This is a genomic window from Hydrogenophaga sp. (assembly GCF_011772445.1).
In the GTDB taxonomy this organism is placed as follows: Bacteria; Pseudomonadota; Gammaproteobacteria; order Burkholderiales; family Burkholderiaceae_C; genus Hydrogenophaga.
The window spans coordinates 43,601-59,748 of the sequence record NZ_WVZN01000045.1 but is presented as its reverse complement, the minus strand read 5'-3'; the positions used below and the strand labels follow the sequence as shown (position 1 = coordinate 59,748).

The window sequence follows — 16,148 nt, the reverse complement described above, 5'->3', positions numbered from 1 at the left end:
CCTCTCTGATGTCAACGCAGGTGGGTCTGCAGCCACAGCTCCAGCAGGCCCAGCTGCCAGAGCTTGGAGCCGCGCAGCGGCGTGATGTGCTCGCCCGGCGCGGCCAGCAGGGCCTTCACGTAGCCCTCGCGAAAGAGGCCGCGCTCGCGCGCGGCGCGGCTGTGCAGCGCGTCCTGCACCATCTCCAGCACGCGGCCCTGCAGGTGCTTGAGCGCGGGCACGGGGAAGTAGCCCTTGGGCCGGTCGATCACCTCGCGCGGCACGATGCGCCGCGCGACGGCCTTGAGCACGCCCTTGCCCCCATCGGCGAGCTTGTGGCGCGACGGGATGCGCGCGGCGAGTTCGACGAGTTCGTGGTCCAGGAAGGGCACGCGCGCCTCCAGGCCGAAGGCCATGGTCATGTTGTCCACGCGCTTCACCGGGTCGTCCACCAGCATCACGGTGGTGTCCAGGCGCAGGGCCTGGTCCACCGGGTCGCGGGCGCCCGGGGCGTGCAGGTGTTCGCTGATGAAGGCGCGCGTGTGGTCCTCGCCCAGCCAGGTGTCCTGCAGCACGGCGCGCATCTCGGTCTGGTCGCGGTCGAGGAAGGCGGCGGCGTAGTCGTCCACCACGCGCTGGCTGCCGGCCAGCTTGGGGTACCAGTGGTAGCCACCGAACACCTCGTCGGCGCCCTGTCCGCTCTGCACCACCTTGCTGTGGCGCGCCACGGCCTCGCTGAGCAGGTAGAAGCCGATGCAGTCGTGGCTGACCATGGGCTCGCTCATGGCCTCGATGGCCGCCGGCAGGCGCTCCAGCAACTCGGCCTCGGGCACGAACAGGCGCTCGTGCGCGGTGCCGAAGTGGCGCGCCACGAGGTCGGCGTACTGGAACTCGTTGCCGACCTCGCCGCCGACGTCCTCGAAGCCCACGTTGTAGGTGCGCAGGTCGCTCACGCCCTGCTCGGCCATCAGGCCCACGATCAGGCTGGAGTCGACGCCGCCCGAGAGCAGCGCGCCGACCGGCACGTCGGCCACCAGGCGGCGCTTGACCGCCAGGCGCAGGCCGTCGAGCAGCAGCTCCTGCCAGTCCTCGAAGGAGCGCTGCTCGTCGGTGTCGTCGCGATCGAACGACAGCGACCAGTAGCGCTCCTCGCGTTGCTGCCCGTCCGGTTCCACGTGCAGCAGCGTGCCGGGTGCCAGCTTGCGCACGCCACGCAGCAGCGTGTGCGGCGGCGGCACGATGGCGTGCAGCGACAGGTAGTGGTGCAGGCCGATGGCGTCGATGCCGCTGTCCAGATCGCCCGACGCCAGCAGCGCCGGCAAGGTGGAGGCGAAGCGCAGCCCACCCGGCACCGGCGCCAGGTACAGCGGCTTGATGCCCAGGCGGTCGCGACCCAGCAGCACCTTGCCGCTGTCGCGCTCCCAGATCGCGAAGGCGAACATGCCCTGCAGGCGCCGCACGAAGTTGGGCCCCCAGGCGTGGTACGCCTTGATGAGCACCTCGGTGTCGCCGCTGGAGTGGAACTTGTAGCCGCGCGCGACGAGGTCCTCGCGCAACTCGTGGTGGTTGTAGATGGCGCCGTTGAAGACCACGCCCAGGCCCAGCATCGGGTCCACCATGGGCTGCTGCGCGGCGTCCGACAGGTCCATGATCTTCAGGCGGCGGTGGCCCACGCCCATCCGGTCGAACAGCAGCAGGCCCTGGCCATCGGGGCCACGGGCGCTCTGCCGCTCGTTCATGCGCGCGATCACGCCGGGGTCGACGGCGCGGCCGTCAAAACGAATTTCTCCTGCTAGTCCACACATGGCGGTGCTGCCCTCCTGTTCGGATGGCCGATCGGCGCCAAGGCGGTGCTTCGGAAACGGCGGCCCGACCGGTCAGCGCCGGACAGAACCAGGAAACAGCGGGGAGAAGACGTCGATCGGCCGGTGCACGTCCGAGGCGGGTGGCCAGCCGATGGCGGGCCAGACGGGAAGCGATTCGCCCGAGGGCGCCCGGCGCCGCCGGGGCTCCCCTCACCCCCTGACGCGGCGTGCACGCGGGTTGATGATGGGGTAGAGCCGCTCATTATATGAATTTTCGAATGAAAGTCAAAATTCATTGTTGATTTTTCATATTACGAATGCTCAAAGCGCCAGGCGCTGCGGAGGCCCCGACAACCCGGCCGCCGGCATCCACGCCCACACCGAATCGACCGTGACCGTGTCGATGCGGTCGGCGAAGCGTTGGTCGTTCGGGTGGTCGTCGAAGGCGATGTGCGCCGTGCCCACACGCGCGCCCAGGCGCGTGAAAGCGCCCAGCCGCAGCGTGGTGGGCTGGTAGCCCTTGAAGCGCAGCCAGGCCTGGGCCTGCTCGCGCGAGCGCACGCCGGGCTCGACCGCGGCGGCCAGCAGTTCGATGCCCCACTGGTTGCTCTGCTGGTAGCGCGTGCTCCAGGGGTGGCTCAGCATGTTGTAGGCGCGCGTGTGCAGGGCGCGTGGGCGCTGCGGGTCGTTCAGCGCCTCCAGCAGCGGCGCCTGCAGCGCGGGCGCGGGCACCAGCCAGCCCGCCTCGTGGCGCCAGAGGTCGTCCAGAAAGAACTCGCCCAGGCCCTGGCGGTAGAGCGCGCCCACCGCCGTGCCGCACTGGTTGAGCTTGTGCACCACGCGCCAGGGGCCTTCGGGCGTCTTGTAGGCCCAGCCCAGGTGGGAGTAGCGCAGGTGGTACTTGCTCAGGTCCTGTCCGGCGCGCGCCAGCACCACCACGCGCGCGCCGCTGCGGGCGTGCTCGGCGTCCAGTGCCTCGGCGGTGCGTTGCGCCAGGGTCAGGCCGCGCTCGAGCGTGGCGGCGGTGAGGGGGCGGGCCTCGCAGGAGCGCCCGGCGTGGGCGGCGGGCAGCAAGGCGGCCAGCAGGGCGAGGGCGATGAAAGTCTTCTTCATGGGCCAGCCCTCAGTAGGTCATGCGCTCGTTGTGCAGCAGCGCACGGCCGAGTTCGTTGGGAATGAAGGCCAGCACCTCGCCGACGGTGGACAGCACGACGCCGGCACCGATGACGCTGACCGTGACCAGCGTGCCGACGCCGATGGCAGTGGAAGAGGCCGCGCGGCCCGAGACCTCCACGCTCACGCGGGCACCGTCGGAGGCTCGCTCGAGCAGGTAGACCGTGCCGGTGGCGCTGGCCTCCACGGCCTTGACGGTGAGCACGGCGCCACCCGCCGACAAGGCGACGGGCAGCGCGCTCACCGCGGCGGCCGCGCCCGAGGCGGCCACGCCGGAGGCGACCACCGAGGCCACGGGCAAGAGAGACAGCGCGGCGGAAGCCTCACTCTGGGCGCGCGCCGGCGCGGCCATCAGCAGCGTGAGGGACACGCCCGCCAACAGGGCACCACGACGCAGAAAGACAAAGGGGTTCATGTCGGTTCTCCTGGGCATGACGTGGCGTGGGCTCAATGGCTCGGGCCGCGTTCGGCCAGGTCCGCCTCGAAACGGTCGCGCAGGGTCTTGGCCAGCGTGAACGCGGTGGTGACGAGGTACAGCCAGCTCACGCCCAGGTAGGCGCGGTAGGTGGGGTTGATGTCCATGCGCAGCAGGCCCCAGGCGGTGAGCCCCATGGCCACGCCGAAGCCGCCCCACACCACCAGGCGCCAGAACGGCGTCTCGGGACGGCGTTCGCGCTTGGCCTGCTCGCCGTCGCGGATGGCCTTGGCCAGCACGAACACGCTGCTGAGGCAGAACACGTAGCCCATCACCATGAACGCCCGGTCCAGCGCCAGGCCGGGCAGCCAGGCCAGGCCCACGGCGCACAAGCCCACCGCGATCGCGAAGGACACCCAGACCTGCAGTTGCCAGGCGCGGGTGTCGCGCAGCACCCGCACGGGGCGCGGTGCAAGGGGCGCGGACGGCGCGTGCGGCGCGGGCCCGGTGCGGGTGTCGTTGGCGGAGGAAGCAAGATCTGACGCGACCATGAATCACCTGTGGGGTGGTTGAACAGGCCCCCATGGTCGGAGCGGGTCAGGCAAAAAAGAACCGGCTTCTTGAACCGGTTCAATGGATGGAGACAATCGGTATCGAAAATCGCTACTCTTCTATCGCCCTCGGAACAGGCCCAGCAGCATCGAGCCGAGCGCCAGCACCAGAAAGATGACGAAGAGGATCTTGGCGATGCCGGCCGCGCTGGCGGCGATGCCGCCAAAGCCCAGCACGGCAGCGATCAGGGCGATGACGAAGAAAACCACGGCGTAATGCAGCATGTCGGACTCCTCTGCGAGGCCGTTGGCGGCGACCTCCGCGTTGCGTTCACAACGACCACCGTTGTGATGGCTTCACTGTAGGAAGCCCGGCGGCGCCATGCTGCAAGCGCGCACCGCATCACCCTGTAGGACCGCACCGACGAACGGGCACCGTGTCGGCGCCGTCCGACGCGGGCCTGGCTCGCGCGCCGACAGGCGCCGCGAGGCCCGCCGCCGCACACTGCTGGCGACCCCACTCCCCACCACCACCCATGCGCCCCGATGCCCCCGATCGCCCGCAGCCATTGCCCCCCGCCCGCTGGTGGTTCGCTCTGGCCTGGTTGAGCGCGCTGACGCTGCTGGCGCTGGTGGGCTGCAGCAGCCTGCCACCGCGCGAGCCGCAGGACAGCGCCGCGCCGGGCCTGGTGACGGTGCGCGGTGCCGACGGCGTGGTGGCCGGCGCACAGAAGCGCCAGACCCTGCAGCAGCTGGGCAACGAGGGCCGGCACGAACTGCTGCGCCACCACCTGCGCACCCTCACGCAGACCGGCGACGCCGACCTCTACCGCGGCAACCGCACGAAGCTGCTGGTGGACGGACCGGCCACCTTCGCCGCCATGAAGGCGGCCATCGCGAAGGCGCGCTCGCGCATCCTGCTGGAGAGCTACATCTTCGAGGACCAGGGCGTGGCCGCCGAGATCGCCGAGCTGCTGCTGAGCCGCGCGGCCGAAGGCGTGGCCGTGGCCGTCATCTACGACGCGGTGGGCTCCATCACCACGCCGGCCGAGTTTTTCAAGCGCCTCACGGACGGCGGCGTCGCGGTGTGCGAGTTCAACCCCATCAACCCGGTGCGGCGGCCTGGCTACTGGGGCATTACCCACCGCGACCACCGCAAGCTGCTGGTGGTGGACCAGCAGGTGGCGTTCACGGGCGGCATCAACATCAGCCGCGTCTACGGTTCGGGCTCCGCGTCGTGGCGCCGATCGGCACGAACCTCGGGCGGCGCGCCGATCGACGACGGCTGGCGCGACACGCAGATCGAGATGCGCGGGCCGGTGGTCCCCGCGCTGGCGCAGGTGTTCGAAGCCACCTGGCGCGAGCAGGGTTGCAAGGGCGGGCTGGGCGCCACCCCCGACAAGCCGCTCGCGGCCGAACCGGGCGATCGCGTGGTGAAGATCCTGGCGAGCGATCCGCGCGACGAGACCAACCGCATCTACACCGCGCTGATCGCGGCGATCGACGCGGCGCAGGTGGAGGTGCACATCTCGATGGCCTACTTCGCGCCGGGCCAGGTGTTCGTGCAGGCGCTGTGCGACGCGGCGCGCCGCGGGGTCTCGGTGGAACTGGTGCTGCCGGGGCGCAGCGATTCCTCGCTGGTGCTGCACGCGGGGCGTTCGTACTACACGCAGCTGCTGCAGGCGGGCGTGAAGATCCACGAAATGGACCTGGCCGTGATGCACGCCAAGACGGCGGTGATCGACGGCGTGTTCTCCACCGTGGGTTCGAGCAACCTGGACTGGATCAGCTTCGTCGCCAACAACGAACTCAACGTGATCGTGCTCGGCGAGGAATTCGGCGGGGAGATGAACGCGCTCTTCGAGCGCGACCGCAAGGACTCGCGCGCGGTGACGCTGGAGGCGTGGGAGCGGCGAGGCCTGGGCGGGCGGCTGATGGAGGGCGTGGGGCGCATGCTGGAGCGTTGGCTCTAGCCCTGCGCCTCACTGAATGAGGCCGTTCTTCAGCGCGTAGTACGTCAGTTCGCTGTTGCTGGTGAGCTTGAGCTTTTCCAGCACGCGCGTGCGGTACGTGCTCACCGTCTTCACGCTCAGGAACATGGCCTCGGCCATGGCGCCCACGGTTTCGCCCTTGGCCAGGCGCAGGAACACCTGCAGCTCGCGCTCGGACAGTTGCTCATGCGGGGGCCGCTCGGCGTCGCCCACGGCGTTGTCGGCCAGCAGCTCGGCCACCGACGGGCTGATGTAGCGCCGGCCACGCGCCACCAGGCGGATGGCGTTGACGATCTCCTCGGGCTCGCATTCCTTGTTCAGGTAGCCACTGGCGCCATAGCGCAGCAGCGTGGTCGCGTACTGCGCCTCGGGGAAACCGCTGAGGATGAGCACGGGCAGGTCGGGGAAGCGCGCCTTGATGGCCTGCAGCGCGTCCACGCCGCTGTGGTCGGGCATGGAGATGTCCATCAGCAACACGTCCACCTCGCCGCCGCGCACCAGTTCAAGTGCCTCGCGGCCGTTGTTCGCCTCGCCGGTCACCTTCAGGTCCACGTGCTCGCTGAGGAACTGGCGCAGACCGGAACGAACGATGGCGTGGTCGTCGACGATGCCTACTTTGATCATGGTGTCTCATGGATGAAGCGACGCGGAGCATTGTGGCAGGCCTCTCGCGCCGTGGGGGTCGGACAGCTCCTACAGCCAGCGCCCGGGCATCGGCGCAGTCCTACACACGCTCGGCGAGCCGCCCGACATCCTGCGCGCCCCCGAATTCCTACAGTGGCTTCACGGCTCGACGCACAGCGCGACAGCCGACGCCATCCACCGGATCGGCGTAACGCCAACCGCCAAACTTGAAGGAGCCAACACATGAACTGGGATCGCATCGAAGGCAACTGGAAGCAGGTCAAAGGCAAGATGACCGAGCAGTGGGGCAAGCTCACGGACGACGACCTCGACGTCGTGGCCGGCCGCCGCGATCAGCTCGCCGGAAAGATCCAGGAGCGCTACGGCATCGCCAAGGACGAGGCCGAGAAGCAGGTCGCCGCGTGGGAACGCACCGTGAGCGACGACTGGTTCGACCCCCCGGGCAGCCCGCGCCGCCCGCTCTGAGCGCCGCCCACCCCCCATCACTTTCGGACCGGCCAGTGCGCCGGTCCCCATGAGAGGAACCCACCATGAAACCGAGCACCCGATACACCACCCTTGCCGCCGCCATCCTTGCGTCCACGCTCGTCGTGGCCTGTGGTGAGCGCGAAGACGCCACTGTGGGCGAACGCCTGGACGGCGCCGTTCAAGAGGCCCAGCAGGCCAGCAACGAGATGCGTGAAGACGCCCGACAGGCCGGCAACGAGATGCGCGAAGACGCCCGCCAGGCGGGCCAGGACATGCAGGCCGCGGGCAAGGACGCGGCCGACACCATCGCCCGCGACGCGGCCGACGCGTCCATCACCGCCAAAGTCAACGCCGCACTGGCCGCCGACACGCAACTGAGCGCGCTGGCCATCGACGTGGACACCTCCAACGGCCAGGTCGAACTCAAGGGCACCGCCCCGACCGCCGCCGCCAAGGACCGCGCCACCACCCTCGCCTCCGCCGTCGAAGGCGTGGTGAAGGTCGACAACCGCCTCACCGTCGAGAGTTCGAGCTAACCCTGCCCCCGGGCAACAACAGGAGATGTCCATGATTTCCAGCAAACTGACTCACGCCGTCCTGGCCGCCTCGGCCGCGCTGATGGTGGTCCAGGTCACCGGCTGCGCCGTCGCACGCGATCAGCAGTCCGTGGGCGCCTACATCGACGACGCGACCATCACCACCCGGGTGAAAGCCCGCTTCGCCGAAGACCCGGCGGTGAGCGCCCTGTCGCTCAACGTCGAGACGCTCAACGGCACGGTGCAACTGTCGGGCTTCGCCAAGTCGGAAGCCGAACGCAACGCCGCCGGTCGCCTGGCGTCGAACACCCCGGGCGTGAAGTCGGTGAAGAACGACATCGTCGTTCGCTGACCCCGCCCCGGGGCTTCCCCGTTCCAGTAGGACGCGTCCTACAACACAATCAGCGGACAGGAGGCCCCGGCGGGCACGCGAACACGGCATGATGGCCGTGTTCGCGCTTTACCCGCCGGACCCTTGCCCGCCAACGCCCCGATCGTCTCCGTGTCTCCGCTCCGCACTTTCATCGTCGAGGACAACAAGGTCATCTACGACAACCTGGTGTCCACGCTCCAGGAGCTGGCCAATGTCGAAGTCGTCGGCCACGCCCGCAACGAGACGGAAGCGGTGAACTGGCTCAGCAAGGTCGACGCCGACGAGGCCCGATTCGACCTCATGATCGTGGACATCTTCCTTCTCACCGGTTCGGGGCTGGGCGTGCTCAAGGCCGCACAGGACGCCCACCTGCCAGGGCGCCGGGTGGTGCTGACCAATTACGCCACCCCCGACATCCGCAAGCGCTGCGCCCAGCTCGGCGCCGACCGCGTGTTCGACAAGTCCTGCGAACTCGAGGACCTGATCAGCTACTGCGAACGCATCTCCGACGGTTCGGCCACCGCCCCTGGCGACCTGCAGTAAGGCGCGGCAGCCATGCCGACGCCCGCCCACAGCCCCTGGCGCCAGGCCCTCTGGCGCACGCCATTGGCCGTGGGCCTGGCGGCGCTGCTGGCCATGGGCGTGTTCATCGGCGCCGAGTGGACCTACCAGCGCGCGCTGGAATCGCTGGTGAACCTGGGCGGGCGCGACACCGCTCGCAACGCGCTGCACACCGTCATGCGCCGCCTGCTCGACATCGAGACCGCGCAGCGCGGCTACCTGCTCACCGGCCGGGTGCAGTACCTGGCGCCCTACCAGGCCGCGCGGGGCGATCTCATCAACGCCATCGGCCGCCTGCACGAGCACTACCGCGACGACCCCGAACTCAAGCGTCTGGTGGAGTCGCTGGAGGAGAAGGCCTTGCAGAAGGTGTCGGAAGCCGCCGAGACCATCTCCCTCTACGACGCCGGTTCGCACGATGCCTGGCGCGGCCTGATGCTGACCGACATCGGGCGCGAGAAGATGGAGGCGGTGCGCCGCATGGCCGACGTGCTGCTGGGCAACGAGGAGCGCCGCATCGCGCGCGAGCGCGCCGCCATCTACCGCACGCTGGAGGTGGGCCGCCTGGGCGTGCACGGCCTGGCGCTGCTGAGCCTGCTGGCCTACGTGTTCTTCCTGCGCAGCAACGCCGAACTGCAGGCCAGCCAGGCGGCGCACGCGCGGCAGTTGCGCGCGGAGCGCGACAACCTGGAGCAGCAGGTGCGCCAGCGCACCGAGGAGCTGAACCTGCTCAATCTGGGCCTGCAGGAAATGCGAGAGGGCGAACGCGGCGGCCTGGCGCGCGCCCTGCACGACGACCTGGGCGCCCTGCTCACCACCGCCAAGCTCGACCTCACGCGGCTGCGCCACGCCCTGCCCGCCCCCAGCGCCGACGTGAGCGCACGCCTGCAGCACCTGAACGCCACGCTGGACCAGGGCATTGCCACCAAGCGCCGGTTGATGGAAGGCCTGATGCCCTCCACCCTGCAGAACCTGGGCCTGCAGGCGGCGCTGGAGCAGCGTGCCGATGAACTGCATGAGCGCATCGGCGTGGCGGTCGAGCTCGACCTTCAGCCGCTCGAACTCGACGCCTCGACGCGGCAGGCGCTCTTCGCCGTTGCCCAGGGCGCGCTGTCCAACGTGGAGCGCCACGCCGGCGCCAGCCGCGTATCGCTTCGGCTGAGCGGCGAGAACGGCACCGTGACGCTGGCGGTGGCCGACAATGGCCGCGGCTTTGTCGACGCCGGCGTCTCGAACCCGGCGCAGGGCCTCAAGCTCCTGCGCCACCGCATCGAATCGCTGGGCGGCACCTTCACCGTGATCAGCGCGCCAGACGCTGGCACCCGCATCGAGGTGCGCCTGCCCGAACGCCACGCCCACGCCGCCGCAGCGGCACCGACGAAGGACCCGCGCGCATGAGCCTGATCAAGTCGTCGCTGGAACGCGCCGCCCGCACCCGCTGGGTGATGCCCCTGATCGTGGCCCTGGCGATCGTGGTCATGGCCATCAACGAGAGCAGCTACCGGCACTCGAACACCTCGCTCAAGCAAGGCATCGCACTCACCGATGCGCGCATCCAGGCCGCGCGCACGCTGCAGGCCCTGACCGACGCCGAGACGGCGGCGCGCGCCTTCATCGCCAGCGGCAACCCGGGCGACCTGGCCAACTACCGCGCGGCCGTGCGCGACATGGCCATCGTGCGCCCCGGCGCCTTCGAGTGGCTGGTGGCGCTCGACCCGCAGCGCAAGGCCTCCATCGACACCGTGCGCCAGCGCGTGGTGGAGCGCAACGCCATGCTGGCGCTGTGGGTGGAGATGACAGAGAAGGGCCAGAACACGCAGGCCCAGGTGCTCGCCAGCGGCGAACATGGGCGCCAGCTCTACGCCGACCTGCGCCAGGAATTCGACGGCGTGCTGGAGCGCGCCAGCGCCATCCAGAGCAAGGCCCGCACCTCGCTGCGCGACGCCATCCTCATCAACCGCGTGGCCTTGCATGGCCTGGTGCTGATCTCGCTGCTCGCGCTGGGCCTGTTCATGCGCCAGATCCGCGAGTCCGACGAACGCAAGGCGCAGGACGCCGCGCGCAAGGCCGAGGAGAACGAGCGCCTGGCCCAGCAGGTGGCCCTGCGCACCACCGCGCTGCGCAACCTGGCGGGCCACCACGTGAACGCGCGCGAGGACGAACGCGGCCGCGTGGCGCGCGAACTGCACGACGAAATGGGGGGCCTGCTCACCGCGATGAAGCTGGAGCTGGCGCGCCTGCGCCGCGTGCCGGACTTGCCCCCCGCCGCCCTGGAACGGCTGGCCGGGCTCGACCAGCGCGTCAACGAAGGCATCGCGGTGAAGCGCCGCATCATCGAGCACCTGCGCCCGTCGTCGCTCGACCAGCTCGGCCTGATTCCGGCGCTGGACATGCTGTGCCAGGAAGCGGCCGGGCGGCTGGGCATCCCGGTGCACACGCAGCTCTCACCGGCCTCGCTCTGCAAGGACGCCGAACTGACGGTCTACCGGCTGGTGCAGGAATCGCTGACCAACGTGAGCAAGTACGCCCAGGCGCGCGAGGTCCGGGTGACGCTGGAACAGGCCGGTGACACGGTGCGCATCTCGGTGCGCGACGACGGCCGGGGCTTCGATGTGGACGGGGTGGGCGCTGGCCACCACGGGCTGCTGGGCATGCGGGTGCGCGTGGAAGCGCACGCGGGGCGCCTGAACATCACCAGCGCGCCGGGCCAGGGCACGCATGTGGAAGCCGAATTGCCTGCGCGCCCCGCCGAACCGGCCGACGGCCCGTCGGACGGCGCCTGAGCGAGCCCTTCAGGGCCAGGGCAACAGGTCCGAGGCCGTTGCGCTCAATTCGGCCACGGCCTGCAGAAAGTGGCGCTCGGGCTCGGCGCCCGGGTGCGACACCGCCGCCACCACCGCGATCAACAAGGTCGCCAGATAGGCCACGATGGCGGTAAGGGCGCTGAACAGGGCGCTGTGCATGGGAGTCCTCCGTGAGCGGGCCGGGTGCGGGGCACGCGGCGTGCCCGGCAGCAAGCCACTGTAGGCAGGGCCCTTGCCCACCCGGGCCGGACAAGCGCGCCTCGCCGGGTCGGACCCGTCCTACAGACGCGCCGGCGGCGCCGTTCCGCACGTGTAACCACCCCGAAATCGCTTCATGGATAATTGAAACCAAATTACATGCCCGCCGGCATTCCGGCCCCTCAGGAGACTGCGTCCATGCTCACGCGCGCCACCAAGATCGTCGCCACCCTCGGTCCCGCCTCCAGCGAGCCGGACCTGCTCGAAGCCATGATCCGCGCGGGCGTCAACGTGGTGCGGCTGAACTTCTCGCACGGCACCGCGCAGGACCACATCGACCGCGCCCGCCTCGTGCGCGAGGCCGCGCAGCGCGCCGGCCGCGAGGTCGGCATCATGGCCGACCTGCAGGGCCCCAAGATCCGCGTCGGCAAATTCGCGCAGGGCAAGATCCAGCTGGTGCCCGGCGAGAAGTTCGTGCTCGACGCCGCGCGCGCCGAGCCCGGCGACCAGGACGGCGTGGGCCTGGACTACAAGGAGCTGCCGCGCGACGTGAAGCCCGGCGACACCCTGCTGCTCAACGACGGCCTGATCGTGCTCACCGTGGACTTCGTGCAGGGCCCGGCCGTGCACACCACCGTCAAGCTCGGCGGCGAACTGTCCAACAACAAGGGCATCAACAAGCAGGGCGGCGGCCTCACGGCGCCCGCGCTCACCGCCAAGGACATGGACGACATCAAGACCGCCATGGGCCTGAAGGCCGACTACGTGGCGGTGAGTTTTCCCAAGAACGCCACCGACATGGAGCTGGCCCGCCAGCTCTGCGCCGTGGCCGGCGGCGGCCACAAGCCGGGCCTGATCGCCAAGATCGAACGCGCCGAAGCGATCCCCGAACTCGCCAACATCCTCAAGGCCTCCGACGGCATCATGGTCGCGCGCGGCGACCTGGCGGTGGAGGTGGGCAACGCGGCCGTGCCGGCGCTGCAGAAGCACATGATCCGGCTCGCGCGCGAGATGGACAAGGTCGTCATCACCGCCACGCAGATGATGGAGAGCATGATCGTCAACCCCGTGCCCACCCGCGCCGAGGTGAGCGACGTGGCCAACGCCGTGCTCGACGGCACCGACGCGGTGATGCTCTCCGCCGAGACCGCCGCCGGCAAGTACCCGCTGGAAACCGTGAAGGAAATGGCCGCGATCTGCCTGGAGGCCGAGAAGGCCGACCGGCACGAGCTGGGCGCGGACTTCCAGGGCAAGACCTTCACCCGCATCGACCACAGCATCGCCATGGGCGCGCTGTTCACCGCGCACCACCTGGGCGCCAAGGCCATCGTCGCGCTCACCGACTCGGGCTCGACCGCGCTGTGGATGAGCCGGCACATCGTGCGCATTCCCATCTACGCGATGACGCCCAACCTGGCCACGCAGCGTCGCATGACGCTCTACCGCAACGTGCGCCCGCTGCTGATGGACAACAACGCCGACCGCGACAACGCCCTGGTGGACGCCGAGTCGCACCTCAAGAAGCGCGGCATCGTGCAGGCCGGCGATGTCTATGCCATCACCGTGGGCGAGCCTATGGGGCAGCCCGGCGGCACGAACACCCTCAAGATCTGCCGCGCGGCCTGAACGTCAGTCGAATCGCATCGATACACCGGTCACGAACATCGCATCGGTCTTCTTGAGGTTGGTGCCCGGGTCGCTGTCGTAGCGGTAGTTCAGGCCCGCCGTCAGGTTCACGGTCTGCGTCATCGCCACCGTCAGGCCCACGTCCAGCACCGCGCGGTACTTGCCCGACTCGCGCAGGTCGGGAAACAGCGAGAACTTCTGGCGCAGGCTGGTGGAGTCGGTGAGCTTGTGGCTGGACTCCTCCGACAGCACCAGTTCCATGCGGCCATAACGCTCGCGCGTTTCGCCCGCGATGTCGGTGGGGGTGATGTAGCGGTCATGCGTGTAGCCGATACCGCCGGACACGTCGAAGAAGCCGCTGTCGTCGCTCCAGATGTGGCGGCCCACACCGGTGGCGACCGAGTAACGCGCCGCGATATTGGCCAGCCGGTCCCGCTGCCATTCACCCGAACCGAAACCGAACCAGTCGATCGAGAAGTCGCGGTTGTACTGGGTGCGAAGGCCGTAGCGCTCCACCGTGTCCACGTCATTGCTGCGGGCGCGGTCGGCCTTGGCGCCCCAGGTCCACTTGTCGATGGCGGTCTGGCGCGCGCCCTCGGCCGAGAGGTTCAGCGTGGCGGCGTCGTTGTTGCCAGAGGAAAAGTTGGCGCCCGCTGTCAGCAGGTACCTCCATTGCCCATCGGGTTTGAGCGTGACCTGGGCCGAGGACAGCGCCGGCAGCAGCAGGGCGGCGGCGCCCAGGGTCAGCGTCTTCAGGGGGAGGCGGGCCATGGCGTGTCCTTTCTTCTTGTGCCAAAGCCTGACCGTGTGCCTTTGCGGCTCCACAGTTCCCCGTGGGGTTGTGACGATTGGTGACATGACCGGGGTGTGAAAGCACACGTAAGGCCAGGGGGGCATGGGAGACGGCGCGCGCAGGTCGAAAGTTAAAATCCCGGGTTACACCACGGTTACCAACGACTCAAAGAGGAATCCCATGGCACTCGTCTCCATGCGCGAACTGCTCGACCACGCCGCCGCCAATACCTACGGCATCCCGGCGTTCAACGTGAACAACCTCGAACAGGTGCAGGCCGTCATGGCCGCGGCCGATGAGGTGGGAGCCCCCGTCATCCTGCAGGCCAGCGCCGGCGCGCGCAAATACGCGGGCGAGCCCTTCATCAAGCACCTGATCCAGGCCGCCATCGAGATGTACCCGCACATCCCCCTGGTCATGCACCAGGACCACGGCCAGAGCCCCGACGTGTGCAAGGGCGCGATCAACCTGGGCTTCTCCTCCGTGATGATGGACGGCAGCCTGGAGGCCGACGGCAAGACCATTGCCAGCTACGACTACAACGTGGACGTGACGAAACAGGTCGTCGACATGGCGCACAAACTGGGCGTCACCGTCGAGGGCGAACTGGGCTGCCTGGGCAGTCTGGAGACCATGAAGGGCGACAAGGAAGACGGCCACGGCACCGACGCCACCATGACGCGCGAGCAACTTCTGACCGACCCCGAGCAGGCCGCCGACTTCGTCAAGAAGACGCAACTCGACGCGCTGGCCATCGCCATCGGCACCAGCCACGGCGCCTACAAGTTCACCCGCAAGCCCACGGGCGACATCCTGGCCATCGAGCGCATCGCCGAGATCCACCGCCGCCTGCCCAACACGCACCTCGTCATGCACGGCTCGTCCAGCGTGCCGCAGGAGCTGCTGGCGCAGATCAACCAGTACGGCGGCAAGATGAAGGAGACCTACGGCGTGCCCGTCGAGGAGATCCAGAAGGCCATCAAGTACGGCGTGCGCAAGATCAACATCGACACCGACATCCGCCTGGCCATGACGGGCGCGGTGCGCAAGTTCCTGGCCGAGAACCCCGACAAGTTCGACGCCCGCGAGTGGCTCAAGCCCGCGCGCGAGGCCGCCAAGCAGATCTGCAAGCAGCGTTACATCGAGTTCGGCTGCGAAGGCCAGGCCGGCAAGATCAAGGGCGAGAGCCTGCAGGTCGTCGCCGGCAAGTACGCCAAGGGCGAGCTGGCGCAAGTGGTGAACTGAGCCTTCGCGCCCCACACGACGCCACCGCACCGGTCCGCCGGCGGTGGCGTCCTTTTTTGCGGCCTCAGTCCTCCCAGCCCCCGGCCTGTATCGCCGCCACGATCTGACGGCCCGTGCGCACCAGCGCGGGCGCGAAGTCCTCGTGCAGCAAGGCACCCTTGAGCCGCGCCGCCGGCCCGCCCACGGTGAGCGAGAGCGGCTCGCGGCCATCGCCCAGGTCCAGACCGACGCCGATGGCGGCGATGTCCTGCTCCCATTCCGAGGCCGACACGACGTAGCCCTGCGCCGCGTGGTCCGCTTCTGCGCGCCGCAGCCCGGCCTCGCGCTCGGGCCAGCGGGTCGGGTCCTCGGCCTGCAGCCGGCGCGCGATCAACGCGCGCATGCCCGGCGTCGAGGCACACCACATCGCGCGCCCCATCGCCGTTTCGGCGAAGGGCAGGCGCGTGCCCACGTCCAGCCCCAGGATGAGGCGCGCCGTGCTGCGGCAGTGCGCCACGTAGACCATCGACGTGCCGTGCCGCACGCCCAGCGAGATGGCGGCCTGCGTGTGCTCGGCCAGGGTCTCCATGAAAGGCCGCGCCAGGCGCCCGACCTCGAAATTGGACAGCACGCTGAAGCCCAGCGAGAGCACCGCCGGGCTCAGCGCGTACTCGCCCGTGCCGGCGCGGTGGCGCAGGTAGCCCAGGCTGGTGAGCGTGAACGTGAGCCGCGACACCGTGGCCTGCGGCAGGCCGCTGCGGCGCGCGAGCTCCTGGTGCGCGAGCCAGCGGTCGGTGGGGCCGAAGCAGCGCAGCAGCGCCAGGCCGCGCGCGAGCGCGGTCACGAAGCGGCGGTCCTGCGCCGGGTCGGCCTCGTCGGGGGTGGGTGAAGCAAGCTGGCGTTGACGTCCCATGGAACCGGGGTGTTCAGATATTCCGCTGAACGGAATTTAAGTCGCCAAGGTGCCTACGGGCCATGCTCGATTTCCCTGAGCGGCATTGACGAT

18 protein-coding genes are annotated in these 16,148 nt (G+C 69.4%); 9 read left to right on the top strand and 9 right to left on the bottom strand.

The annotated features are described in order from the left end of the window. Positions 1-11: 11 nt before the first annotated feature. The 5 genes from GTO19_RS18445 to GTO19_RS18425 form a co-directional block, all read right to left on the bottom strand. Entirely contained in the window at positions 12-1,784 is a 1,773-nt protein-coding gene (locus GTO19_RS18445; RefSeq protein WP_291023419.1) for an N-acetylglutaminylglutamine amidotransferase, read from the bottom strand. A gap of 321 nt (positions 1,785-2,105) precedes the next feature. After that, complete coding sequence (locus GTO19_RS18440) at positions 2,106-2,897, bottom strand: DUF2145 domain-containing protein (RefSeq protein WP_291023417.1); 792 nt, start codon at positions 2,895-2,897, stop codon at positions 2,106-2,108. A gap of 10 nt (positions 2,898-2,907) precedes the next feature. Next, entirely contained in the window at positions 2,908-3,309 is a 402-nt protein-coding gene (locus tag GTO19_RS18435; protein ID WP_291023654.1) for a hypothetical protein, read from the bottom strand. Positions 3,310-3,404: 95 nt separating this feature from the next. Continuing rightward, positions 3,405-3,923 carry a YiaA/YiaB family inner membrane protein gene (locus GTO19_RS18430; protein WP_291023414.1) on the bottom strand — a complete coding sequence of 173 codons (519 nt, stop codon included), beginning with the start codon at positions 3,921-3,923 and terminating at the stop codon, positions 3,405-3,407. A gap of 120 nt (positions 3,924-4,043) precedes the next feature. Next, positions 4,044-4,208, bottom strand: a complete 165-nt coding sequence (locus GTO19_RS18425) for a DUF1328 domain-containing protein (protein ID WP_009515886.1) — start codon at positions 4,206-4,208, stop codon at positions 4,044-4,046. A gap of 251 nt (positions 4,209-4,459) precedes the next feature. On the opposite strand from GTO19_RS18425, the gene GTO19_RS18420 reads away from it, so the two are divergent. Continuing rightward, on the top strand, positions 4,460-5,896 hold the full coding sequence (locus GTO19_RS18420; RefSeq protein ID WP_291023409.1) for a phosphatidylserine/phosphatidylglycerophosphate/cardiolipin synthase family protein: 1,437 nt from the start codon (positions 4,460-4,462) through the stop codon (positions 5,894-5,896). A 9-nt stretch (positions 5,897-5,905) separates the two neighbouring features. Here GTO19_RS18420 and GTO19_RS18415 read toward each other — a convergent pair whose 3' ends face one another. Further along, entirely contained in the window at positions 5,906-6,538 is a 633-nt protein-coding gene (locus tag GTO19_RS18415) for a response regulator transcription factor (RefSeq protein ID WP_291023407.1), read from the bottom strand. Positions 6,539-6,781: 243 nt separating this feature from the next. On the opposite strand from GTO19_RS18415, the gene GTO19_RS18410 reads away from it, so the two are divergent. The 6 genes from GTO19_RS18410 to GTO19_RS18385 all read left to right on the top strand — a co-directional run bounded on the left by GTO19_RS18410 (position 6,782) and on the right by GTO19_RS18385 (position 11,280). Further along, the gene (locus GTO19_RS18410) at positions 6,782-7,024 is read left to right on the top strand and encodes a CsbD family protein (protein ID WP_291023404.1); all 243 of its coding nucleotides are present in this window, start codon (positions 6,782-6,784) and stop codon (positions 7,022-7,024) included. Positions 7,025-7,089: 65 nt separating this feature from the next. After that, complete coding sequence (locus GTO19_RS18405) at positions 7,090-7,563, top strand: BON domain-containing protein (protein WP_291023402.1); 474 nt, start codon at positions 7,090-7,092, stop codon at positions 7,561-7,563. An 82-nt stretch (positions 7,564-7,645) separates the two neighbouring features. Further along, positions 7,646-7,915 (top strand): BON domain-containing protein, encoded by a 270-nt coding sequence (locus GTO19_RS18400; RefSeq protein ID WP_291023652.1) that lies wholly within the window; start codon positions 7,646-7,648, stop codon positions 7,913-7,915. Between the two features lie 150 nt (positions 7,916-8,065). Then, positions 8,066-8,479 carry a response regulator gene (locus tag GTO19_RS18395; protein WP_291023400.1) on the top strand — a complete coding sequence of 138 codons (414 nt, stop codon included), beginning with the start codon at positions 8,066-8,068 and terminating at the stop codon, positions 8,477-8,479. A gap of 12 nt (positions 8,480-8,491) precedes the next feature. Further along, the gene (locus GTO19_RS18390) at positions 8,492-9,895 is read left to right on the top strand and encodes a CHASE3 domain-containing protein (protein WP_291023398.1); all 1,404 of its coding nucleotides are present in this window, start codon (positions 8,492-8,494) and stop codon (positions 9,893-9,895) included. After that, the gene (locus tag GTO19_RS18385; protein ID WP_291023396.1) at positions 9,892-11,280 is read left to right on the top strand and encodes an ATP-binding protein; all 1,389 of its coding nucleotides are present in this window, start codon (positions 9,892-9,894) and stop codon (positions 11,278-11,280) included. Before GTO19_RS18390 ends, GTO19_RS18385 begins: the two co-directional genes overlap by 4 nt. A 9-nt stretch (positions 11,281-11,289) precedes the next feature. Here GTO19_RS18385 and GTO19_RS18380 read toward each other — a convergent pair whose 3' ends face one another. After that, a complete protein-coding gene (locus GTO19_RS18380) occupies positions 11,290-11,460 on the bottom strand; it encodes a hypothetical protein (RefSeq protein WP_291023393.1) in 171 nt (56 codons plus the stop codon). A 237-nt stretch (positions 11,461-11,697) separates the two neighbouring features. On the opposite strand from GTO19_RS18380, the gene pyk reads away from it, so the two are divergent. After that, positions 11,698-13,125, top strand: a complete 1,428-nt coding sequence (gene pyk / locus GTO19_RS18375) for a pyruvate kinase (RefSeq protein WP_291023391.1) — start codon at positions 11,698-11,700, stop codon at positions 13,123-13,125. Between the two features lie 3 nt (positions 13,126-13,128). Here pyk and GTO19_RS18370 read toward each other — a convergent pair whose 3' ends face one another. Next, entirely contained in the window at positions 13,129-13,896 is a 768-nt protein-coding gene (locus GTO19_RS18370) for a DUF481 domain-containing protein (RefSeq protein ID WP_291023389.1), read from the bottom strand. A 202-nt stretch (positions 13,897-14,098) separates the two neighbouring features. Between GTO19_RS18370 and fba the strand changes: the two genes are divergently transcribed. Then, the gene (gene fba, locus GTO19_RS18365; protein WP_291023386.1) at positions 14,099-15,163 is read left to right on the top strand and encodes a class II fructose-bisphosphate aldolase; all 1,065 of its coding nucleotides are present in this window, start codon (positions 14,099-14,101) and stop codon (positions 15,161-15,163) included. A gap of 64 nt (positions 15,164-15,227) precedes the next feature. On the opposite strand, the gene GTO19_RS18360 is transcribed toward fba, so the two are convergent. After that, positions 15,228-16,055 (bottom strand): IclR family transcriptional regulator, encoded by an 828-nt coding sequence (locus GTO19_RS18360; RefSeq protein ID WP_291023384.1) that lies wholly within the window; start codon positions 16,053-16,055, stop codon positions 15,228-15,230. Between the last annotated feature and the right edge of the window lie 93 nt (positions 16,056-16,148).

What these genes read in the sequence shown, in the direction of transcription:
- GTO19_RS18380 (WP_291023393.1), bottom strand. Translation starts at nt 11,460, where the DNA reads ATGCACAGCGCCCTGTTCAGCGCCCTTACCGCCATCGTGGCCTATCTG.
- GTO19_RS18430 (WP_291023414.1), bottom strand. Translation starts at nt 3,923, where the DNA reads ATGGTCGCGTCAGATCTTGCTTCCTCCGCCAACGACACCCGCACCGGG.
- pyk (WP_291023391.1), top strand. Translation starts at nt 11,698, where the DNA reads ATGCTCACGCGCGCCACCAAGATCGTCGCCACCCTCGGTCCCGCCTCC.
- GTO19_RS18435 (WP_291023654.1), bottom strand. Translation starts at nt 3,309, where the DNA reads ATGGCCGCGCCGGCGCGCGCCCAGAGTGAGGCTTCCGCCGCGCTGTCT.
- GTO19_RS18370 (WP_291023389.1), bottom strand. Translation starts at nt 13,896, where the DNA reads ATGGCCCGCCTCCCCCTGAAGACGCTGACCCTGGGCGCCGCCGCCCTG.
- GTO19_RS18425 (WP_009515886.1), bottom strand. Translation starts at nt 4,208, where the DNA reads ATGCTGCATTACGCCGTGGTTTTCTTCGTCATCGCCCTGATCGCTGCC.
- GTO19_RS18420 (WP_291023409.1), top strand. Translation starts at nt 4,460, where the DNA reads ATGCGCCCCGATGCCCCCGATCGCCCGCAGCCATTGCCCCCCGCCCGC.
- GTO19_RS18390 (WP_291023398.1), top strand. Translation starts at nt 8,492, where the DNA reads ATGCCGACGCCCGCCCACAGCCCCTGGCGCCAGGCCCTCTGGCGCACG.
- GTO19_RS18410 (WP_291023404.1), top strand. Translation starts at nt 6,782, where the DNA reads ATGAACTGGGATCGCATCGAAGGCAACTGGAAGCAGGTCAAAGGCAAG.
- GTO19_RS18405 (WP_291023402.1), top strand. Translation starts at nt 7,090, where the DNA reads ATGAAACCGAGCACCCGATACACCACCCTTGCCGCCGCCATCCTTGCG.
- GTO19_RS18360 (WP_291023384.1), bottom strand. Translation starts at nt 16,055, where the DNA reads ATGGGACGTCAACGCCAGCTTGCTTCACCCACCCCCGACGAGGCCGAC.
- GTO19_RS18385 (WP_291023396.1), top strand. Translation starts at nt 9,892, where the DNA reads ATGAGCCTGATCAAGTCGTCGCTGGAACGCGCCGCCCGCACCCGCTGG.
- GTO19_RS18400 (WP_291023652.1), top strand. Translation starts at nt 7,646, where the DNA reads ATGGTGGTCCAGGTCACCGGCTGCGCCGTCGCACGCGATCAGCAGTCC.
- fba (WP_291023386.1), top strand. Translation starts at nt 14,099, where the DNA reads ATGGCACTCGTCTCCATGCGCGAACTGCTCGACCACGCCGCCGCCAAT.
- GTO19_RS18445 (WP_291023419.1), bottom strand. Translation starts at nt 1,784, where the DNA reads ATGTGTGGACTAGCAGGAGAAATTCGTTTTGACGGCCGCGCCGTCGAC.
- GTO19_RS18440 (WP_291023417.1), bottom strand. Translation starts at nt 2,897, where the DNA reads ATGAAGAAGACTTTCATCGCCCTCGCCCTGCTGGCCGCCTTGCTGCCC.
- GTO19_RS18415 (WP_291023407.1), bottom strand. Translation starts at nt 6,538, where the DNA reads ATGATCAAAGTAGGCATCGTCGACGACCACGCCATCGTTCGTTCCGGT.